The organism is Streptomyces axinellae (genome assembly GCF_039532135.1).
Classification (GTDB): domain Bacteria; phylum Actinomycetota; class Actinomycetes; order Streptomycetales; family Streptomycetaceae; genus Streptomyces; species Streptomyces axinellae.
Map to the genome: position 1 here is coordinate 564,797 of NZ_BAAARJ010000001.1, position 7,670 is coordinate 572,466.

A 7,670-nucleotide genomic window follows, 5' to 3' on the forward strand; every position below is an offset into this window, starting at 1 on the left:
CTTCGGCCCCTTCGCCCCCAGGTACCCGGTCAGCCCTCGCACACTGTCCGCACCCGGACCGCGTACCCCACGGCGCCCCGGTCCTCGCGCTCCACCACGACCCCGCCATCCCGCGTGCCCCGCACCGTGAACCGCTCCGCCTCCGGGCGGTCCCACCCCTCGCCCGGGTCGGGAATCACCAGCCCGCTGCCCGTACGTCCCGGAGCCGGCGGCCACACCTCCAGCTCCGTCTCCCCGCCCGCGCCCCGCACCGGCACCGCCGCGCCCGCCCTGGCCAGCACCGGAATCCGCCCGCGGGGCGCGGCCAGCCGAACCGTACGCGGGCCCTCGTAGGCCCGCCCCGTCGCCGTGTCGTACCAGCGTCCGCTCGGCAGCCGCACCTCACGCGTCCGGGCCCCCGGCTCCAGCACCGGCGCCACCAGCAGCGCGTCCCCCAGCAAGAACGCGTCCTCGCAGTCGCGCAGCGCCCGGTCCCTGGGGTGCTGCCACCACACCGGGCGCACATACGGAGCACCCGTACGGTGCGCCAACTGAGCCAGCGTCACGAAGTAGGGCATCAGCCGCTCCCGCTCCTCCAGCGCCGCACGCGCGCCCTCCAACACCTCGGCGCCGAACTCCCACGGCTCCCCGGGCCCGGGCCCCATGGCCGTACGCGTACGGAAAAGCGGCAGATACGCGCCCAGTTGGAACCAGCGCAGATACAACTCGGGGGAGGGCCCTTCCGCGCGCCCGCCGATGTCCGGACCCGAGTACGGCACCCCGCACAGCCCCAGCCCCAGTACGAGCGACAGCGAGGCGCGCAGGCTCTCCCAGCCGGTCGCCACCTCCCCCGACCACGTCCCGCCGTACCGCTGCATTCCCGCCCAGCCCGAACCGGAGAACACGAACGGCCGCTGCCCGGGCCGCAGTTCCCGCAACCCCGCGTGACCGGCCTTGGCCATCGCCAGCGCGTAGACGTTGTGCGCCTCCCGATGGTCCCCGCCCCGCCCCTCCAGCGCGTGCCGCGCCGAGAGCGGAAGCGCGCGGTCCACCGGCGGGCGGAACGGGGAGAATATCCGGAGCGCCGAGCACGCCGCGCACCCGGAGCGCACAGCGGGCCCGTTCATGCCGTGCCCCACTCCGGCGAACCCCTGCGCCAGCCGCTCCGCGTACAACTCGCCCCACCACTTGCGCACCCGCCGATCCGTGAAGTCCGGAAAGACCGCGTCGGCCGGCCCCGTCGCCCCCATCACCTCGCGTCCGCGCGCATCCCGCACGAACACGTCGGCGGCCATCCCACTGTCGTACACCGCGTACCCGGCCTCTGCCTTCACCTCGGGGCCGACGAGTGACACCAGCCGCACCCCGTCGCCCCGCAGCTCCGCCGCCAGCCGGGGCAGATCCGGGAAGCGCCGCTCATCCACCGTGAAGACACGGTGGTCACGGTAGTGGCCGGCATCCAGGTGCAGCGCACTCAGCGGCAGCCCCCTGCCGCGGTAGCCCTCGGCCACCCCGCGCACTTCCCGTTCGCCGCCCAGCCCCCGCCCCGCGTGCTGATGCCCCAGCGCCCAGCGCGGCGGCAGCGCGGGCGCGCCCGTCAGCGCCGCCCAGCCGTGCAGCACACGTGAGGGAGCGCCCGCCACCAGCCAGTAGCGCATCGGGCCCCCGCTCATCCGTATCTCGCAGCGAGCGGGCCGGTCGTGCCCCGAGCCCAGCCCCTCCGAGCCCTCCCGTACGGACACCGTGCCGTCCCAGGAGTTGTCGTGAAAGACCAGCAAGGTGCCCGCGTCCACCACGCTCAACAACACCGGCATCGTGATGTGGAGCGGATCGTCGCCGGGCCCTGAAGAGCCGGGACCCGCGTTCCAGAGCCGGTGGACACCCTCCCGCAGCCGGGGGCCGGCCGAAGTGCCGCCCAGCCCGAAGAACCGGGCATCCGGCGGCAGTTCGGAGCGCTGCATCCACCGCGACCCACCCTCACCGCCTGCTCCCCCCGCCCCCTCACCGCCCCCGCGCTCCGAGCCTCCGACACCCTCAGCCGCCCGGACTTCCCCGGCCGGTCGCGCCTCCTCACGCGCGCGCGCCTCCTGCTCGCACTCCCACCACCGGGGTGGCAGATCCCGCCGCAACAGCGCACCGCCCGGCGTCCGTACCTCCACGCCGCCGCGCCGGGAGACCACCACCAGCATGCGCTCGGACACCACCCGCCAGCCGCCGTCCTTGTCCGGCTCCAGCCGGGCCCTGGGATCCGGATCGGGACACGCGCCCGCCAGCGCGTACGACGGCTCGGGACCGGCACCGTCCCAACCGAGGAACACCGGCCCGCCCACGGTCACCCGCACGTACAACTCCGAGCGCGCGAACCGGATCACCCCGCCGCCCGGCCCCTGCTCGGCCCCCACCGTCTCCCCCGGAGTACGGGCACGCTCCGGCCGCTGCCGGGGCAGCCCGGCCGCGTCCGGCCGCCGTCCGCGCCACGCCGAACGCAGGGCCCGCACCCCCTGGCCCGAACCGAACACTCTTACCGACCGCACCAGGTCACGCGCGTCCATGCCGCTCAGCCTGCCATCGACGACGGGCCCCGTCAGCGCTGTTCAGCCGTCGTTCACCCCCCGGTCACCGCAGGCCACCCCTGGCCACGCCACATCCGCCGCACCCGCACGGTGTGATTCCCGCCCTGGCACAACAGATGATCACGTGGCATCGTCCTGCCCAACCCGCACGCAGCCCTGACCCGGCCGGAACCCCGGCTCCGGACAGCGGCGCGGGGGAGAAGGCCGACGCGCGAAGCCGCGCACAGCAAGCCAGGGAGCCGCAATGACCCCAGCCGACAGCACCTCGCACCCTGCCGGACCCGAGGCCCTCTGGCGCCCCGACCCCGCCGGCTTCGCCGCCACCCGCCTGATCCGCTTCCAGACCTGGGCGGCCCGGCACCACGGCGCCCCGGCACCGGACCCGGGCAATCCGGTCGCCTCATACAGGGCACTGCACCGCTGGTCCACCCGGGAACTGGCCACCTTCTGGGGCGCCTTCGCGCAGTGGTCCGGCATCCGGTTCACCACCCCCTACGAGACCGTACTGGCCGACAGCGCCATGCCCGGAGCCACCTGGTTCCCCGGCGCCACCCTCAACTACGCCGAGCACGCGCTGCGCACCGCCGACGACCCGGCCCACGCAGACCAGCCCGCCATCCTCCACGTCGACGAATCCCACCGGCCCACTCACGTCACCTGGGCCGAGCTGCGCTCCCAGGTCGCCTCGCTCGCCGAAGCGCTGCGCCGTCTCGGGGTACGCCCCGGTGACCGGGTCAGCGGCTACCTCCCCAACATCCCCCAGGCTGCCGCCGCCCTGCTGGCCACCGCCGCCGTCGGCGCCGTGTGGACCTCCTGCGCCCCCGACTTCGGCGCCCGCAGCGTCCTGGACCGCTTCCAGCAGGTCGAGCCCGTCGTCCTGTTCACTGTTGACGGCTACCGCTACGGCGGCAAGGAACACGACCGGCGCGAGACCGTCAGCGAACTCCGTGCCGAACTGCCCACCCTCCGCGCCGTCGTCCACGTCCCGCTGCTGGGCACCCCCGCACCCGAGGGCGCACTGGAGTGGGCGGACCTCACCACGGGCGAGACCGAACCCCGCTTCGAACAAGTCCCCTTCGGCCATCCGCTGTGGGTCCTCTACTCCTCCGGTACGACCGGGCTGCCCAAGGCCATCGTCCAGTCCCAGGGCGGCATCCTGATCGAACACCTCAAGCAGCTCACCCTCCACAACGACATCGGCCCCGGCGACCGCTTCTTCTGGTACACCTCCACCGGCTGGATGATGTGGAACCTCCTCATCTCGGGGCTCCTCACCGGTGCGACCGTCGTCACCTACGACGGCAGCCCCGGATACCCCGACACCTCTGCCCAGTGGCGCGTCGTCGAGAGCACCGGCACCACCGTCTACGGCACCTCCGCCGCCTACGTCATGGCCTGCCGCAAAGCCGGCCTCCACCCCGGCCGCGACTTCGACCTCGCCCAGGTCACATGCGTCGCCACCACCGGCTCCCCGCTCCCGCCCGACGGCTTCCGATGGATCCACGACGAAGTGTCCGAAGACATGTGGATCGCCTCCGTCAGCGGCGGCACCGACGTGTGCAGCTGCTTCGCCGGCGCCGTCCCCACCCTCCCCGTCCACACCGGAGAGCTTCAGGCCCCCTCCCTCGCCGTGGACCTCCAGGCATGGGACCCACACGGCAAGCCCCTCACCGACGAGGTCGGCGAACTGGTCGTCACCCAGCCCATGCCCTCCATGCCGGTCCGCTTCTGGAACGACCCGGACGGATCCCGCTACCACGACAGCTACTTCGACATGTACCCCGGCGTCTGGCGCCACGGCGACTGGATCACCCTCACCAGCCGCAACACCGTCATCATTCACGGCCGCTCCGACTCCACCCTCAACCGGCAGGGCGTGCGCATGGGATCCGCCGACATCTACGAGGCCGTCGAACGCCTCCCCGAAATCCGGGAATCCCTCGTCATCGGCGTCGAAACCTCCGACGGCGGCTACTGGATGCCGCTGTTCGTCCACCTCGCCGAGGGCGCCGTCCTCGACGACGGCCTGCGCGCCCGCGTCAAGCAGACCATCCGGCACAGCCTCTCGCCCCGCCACGTGCCCGACGAGATCATCGAGATCCCGGCCGTCCCCCACACCCTCACCGGCAAGCGCCTCGAAGTCCCGGTCAAACGACTCCTCCAAGGCACCGCAATGGAGAAGGCCGTCAACCCCGGCTCCGTCGACAATCCCGGCCTGCTCGACTTCTACGCGGGCCTGGCGACCGAGCGCGCATGACGAAAAGTTCCCCGCGCCCCTGTCAGGGGCGCGGGGAACTGCGCGAGAAACCACGGCGGACCGGGGGGTCGGCAACGGACCTCGCCCCCCGGAAGCTCACTCCCCGGACAGCACCGCCTGAGCGGCGGCCCGAGCATCCGGCCCCGTATCCGCGGCCCGTGCCGCCGCAGCCGCCCGCTCGCACTGCGCCAGCGTGTGCTTCGCCAACTGCGCCCGCACGATCGGAATCGCCGAGGACCCCATCGACAAGCTGGTCACCCCGAGCCCGGTCAGCACACAGGCCAGCAGCGGATCCGCCGCGGCCTCACCGCACACCCCGCAGCTCTTGCCCTCGGCCTTGGCCGCCTCGGCCGAAACGGCCACCAGATCCAGCAGCGCGGGCTGCCACGGGTCCTGAAGCCGGGAGACCGCGCCCACCTGACGGTCGGCGGCGAACGTGTACTGCGCCAGGTCGTTGGTGCCCAACGACAGGAACTCCACCTCCTGGAGCACCGAACGCGCCCGCAGCGCGGCCGACGGAATCTCCACCATCGCCCCGAACTTCGCGTGCAGCCCCGCCTCCCGGCACGCGTCGGCGAACGCCTTCGCGTCGGTCCTGTCCGCCACCATGGGCGCCATGACCTCAAGGTAGACGGGCAGCCCCTCGGCAGCCTTCGCCAGCGCGCTCAACTGGCCCCGCAGCACCTCGGGATGATCCAGCAGCGTCCGCAGACCCCGCACACCCAGAGCCGGATTCGGCTCGTCGGCAGGGGTCAGGAACTCCAGCGGCTTGTCCGCACCCGCATCCAGCACACGTACGACAACCCGCCCCTCGGGGAAGGCTTCCAGCACCTGCCGGTACGCCTCGACCTGCTTGGCCTCCGACGGCGCCCGCTCACTGTCGTCCAGGAACAGGAACTCCGTTCGGAAGAGCCCCACCCCCTCGGCCCCCGCCTCCACGGCGGCGGGCACGTCCGCGGGACCGCCCACGTTCGCCAGGAGCGGCACCTTGTGCCCGTCCGACGTGGCACCGGGCCCGGTCGCCGACTCGATGGCCGCCTTGCGCTCCTCGGCATCCCGCGCCAGCGCCTCACGCTCCGCCTCGGTCGGGTTCACGGCGACCTCGCCGGTGCTGCCGTCCACAGCCACTACCGTGCCCTCGGCCAGCCCGCCCGCACCCGGCAGCGCCACCACGGCCGGAACCCCCAGCGCACGCGCGAGAATCGCGCTGTGACTGGTCGGCCCGCCCTCCTCGGTCACGAACCCGAGCACCAGAGCCGGGTCCAGCAGCGCCGTGTCCGCCGGCGCCAGGTCCCGCGCGATCAGCACGTACGGCTCGTCGCTGTCCGGGACCCCCGGCATCGGAACGCCCAGCAGCCGGGCGACGATACGGTTCCGCACATCGTCCAGGTCGGCCACCCGGCCCGCCAGGTAGTCCCCGGCCTGCGAGAGCAGCGCCCGATAGGCGGCGAACGCGTCATAGACCCCTCGCTCGGCCGTGCTCCCGACGGCGATCCGCCGCTCGACATCGGCCATCAGCTCAGGATCCTGCGCCATCATGGCCTGCGCCTCCAGCACGGCCTGGGCCTCGCCGCCGGCGAGATTCCCGCGCGCCATCAGGTCGGCCGCCACGGCATCGACGGCCTGCCGCGCCCGCTGCTGCTCGCGCGGTGCGTCCTCGGTGGCGATCTGCTCGGCCGGGGGCTCCAGCACAGCGGTACCCATGTGCCGAGCCTGGCCGATCGCCACCCCGTGGCTCACACCCACGCCTCGAAGCGTTGTGTCCATCTCACCCGTCTCCGGTCAAGCGGCGGCCCCGAGGCCCCCGCGGTGGTTCTGCCCGGCCCGTACATCCGCGAGGCCCGTTGGCTCCCGCGCGGCACGAGAAAGATAAAGAAATAAGGAAGGGAACAAGCCGGGCCCGTGCGTCAACTCCAGCCGAAGAGCGGCTGTCCCGCCTCGATCTCGCCCTCGTCCACCAGCCCGCTGAGCGATTCGGCGGTGGCCTCCAGCGCGATGACCGGAGAAACCGGCGACTTTCCCGCCGCCTCCACGGCCGCCGGGTCCCAGCGGACCATGGACTGGCCGCGGGTCACGGTGTCGCCCTTGGCCACCAGCAGCTCGAAACCCTCGCCGTTCAACTGCACGGTGTCGATCCCCAGGTGCGTCAGCACCCCGTGCCCGTCCGAGTCGACGACGACGAACGCGTGCGGATGCAGGGAGACGACGATCCCGTCCACAGGCGCCACCGCCTCGGTCTTCTCCCTCACGGGGTCGATGGCGGTGCCGGGCCCCACCATCGCTCCGGAGAACACCGGGTCGGGCACAGCGGTCAAGCCAATGGCACGTCCGGCCAAAGGGGACGTCACGGTGGTCATGTGGGTGGCCTCCCAGGGAGCGGAGTTTCGATCAGCCGCCGTCGCTACCTCTACGGACGGCGCACCGGTCAGAAGCGTAAGTCATAGGAACAGAGGGTTCCGCACGAGTGCACGGGCGCGCCGCCCACCCCCAACCCGCCCTCCCGACCCCGCACCGAGCGGGGAAGCAGGACGCAGAACCGATTTGCCTCCCCACGACCCGGCCTGTACGGTCGTACCCCTGCCCGGCGCCGATGGCGAGGGCGGCATCCAATCTCCTTTCGATTTCGCTCCGTTGACGGATTGCGTTCGCTCGCACCCCGAATTCGGAGCAGGGAAATCGAAGTGGTAGAGTTGGAGACACCGAAAGGGAAGCGCCCGGAGAAGCCGGTGAGATGGTTTCGAAGGAAGCGTCCGTTCCTTGAGAACTCAACAGCGTGCCAAAAGTCAACGCCAGATATGTTGATACCCCGATCTGCCGGGTTTCCGGTGGGTTGAGGTTCCTTTGAAAAAGTCCCTTCCTTT

At 72.1% G+C, this 7,670-nt stretch carries 4 protein-coding genes; 1 reads left to right on the forward strand and 3 read right to left on the reverse strand.

The features are described from left to right. Nucleotides 1–29 precede the first annotated feature (29 nt). The gene (locus tag ABD339_RS02335) at nt 30–2,531 is read right to left on the reverse strand and encodes a glycoside hydrolase family 31 protein (RefSeq protein WP_344561558.1); all 2,502 of its coding nucleotides are present in this window, start codon (nt 2,529–2,531) and stop codon (nt 30–32) included. Nucleotides 2,532–2,796: 265 nt separating this feature from the next. On the opposite strand from ABD339_RS02335, the gene ABD339_RS02340 reads away from it, so the two are divergent. Next, a complete protein-coding gene (locus tag ABD339_RS02340; protein WP_344561560.1) occupies nt 2,797–4,809 on the forward strand; it encodes an acetoacetate--CoA ligase in 2,013 nt (670 codons plus the stop codon). Nucleotides 4,810–4,905: 96 nt separating this feature from the next. Here ABD339_RS02340 and ptsP read toward each other — a convergent pair whose 3' ends face one another. Both ptsP and ABD339_RS02350 read right to left on the reverse strand, forming a co-directional pair. Further along, complete coding sequence (gene ptsP / locus ABD339_RS02345) at nt 4,906–6,576, reverse strand: phosphoenolpyruvate--protein phosphotransferase (RefSeq protein WP_344561562.1); 1,671 nt, start codon at nt 6,574–6,576, stop codon at nt 4,906–4,908. Nucleotides 6,577–6,716: 140 nt separating this feature from the next. Next, the gene (locus tag ABD339_RS02350) at nt 6,717–7,166 is read right to left on the reverse strand and encodes a PTS sugar transporter subunit IIA (protein WP_344561566.1); all 450 of its coding nucleotides are present in this window, start codon (nt 7,164–7,166) and stop codon (nt 6,717–6,719) included. Nucleotides 7,167–7,670: the final 504 nt, after the last annotated feature.

Bases quoted from the DNA above. Each gene is read 5' to 3' on its own strand.
- ptsP (WP_344561562.1), bottom strand. From the start codon at position 6,576: ATGGACACAACGCTTCGAGGCGTGGGTGTGAGCCACGGGGTGGCGATC.
- ABD339_RS02350 (WP_344561566.1), bottom strand. From the start codon at position 7,166: ATGACCACCGTGACGTCCCCTTTGGCCGGACGTGCCATTGGCTTGACC.
- ABD339_RS02335 (WP_344561558.1), bottom strand. From the start codon at position 2,531: ATGGACGCGCGTGACCTGGTGCGGTCGGTAAGAGTGTTCGGTTCGGGC.
- ABD339_RS02340 (WP_344561560.1), top strand. From the start codon at position 2,797: ATGACCCCAGCCGACAGCACCTCGCACCCTGCCGGACCCGAGGCCCTC.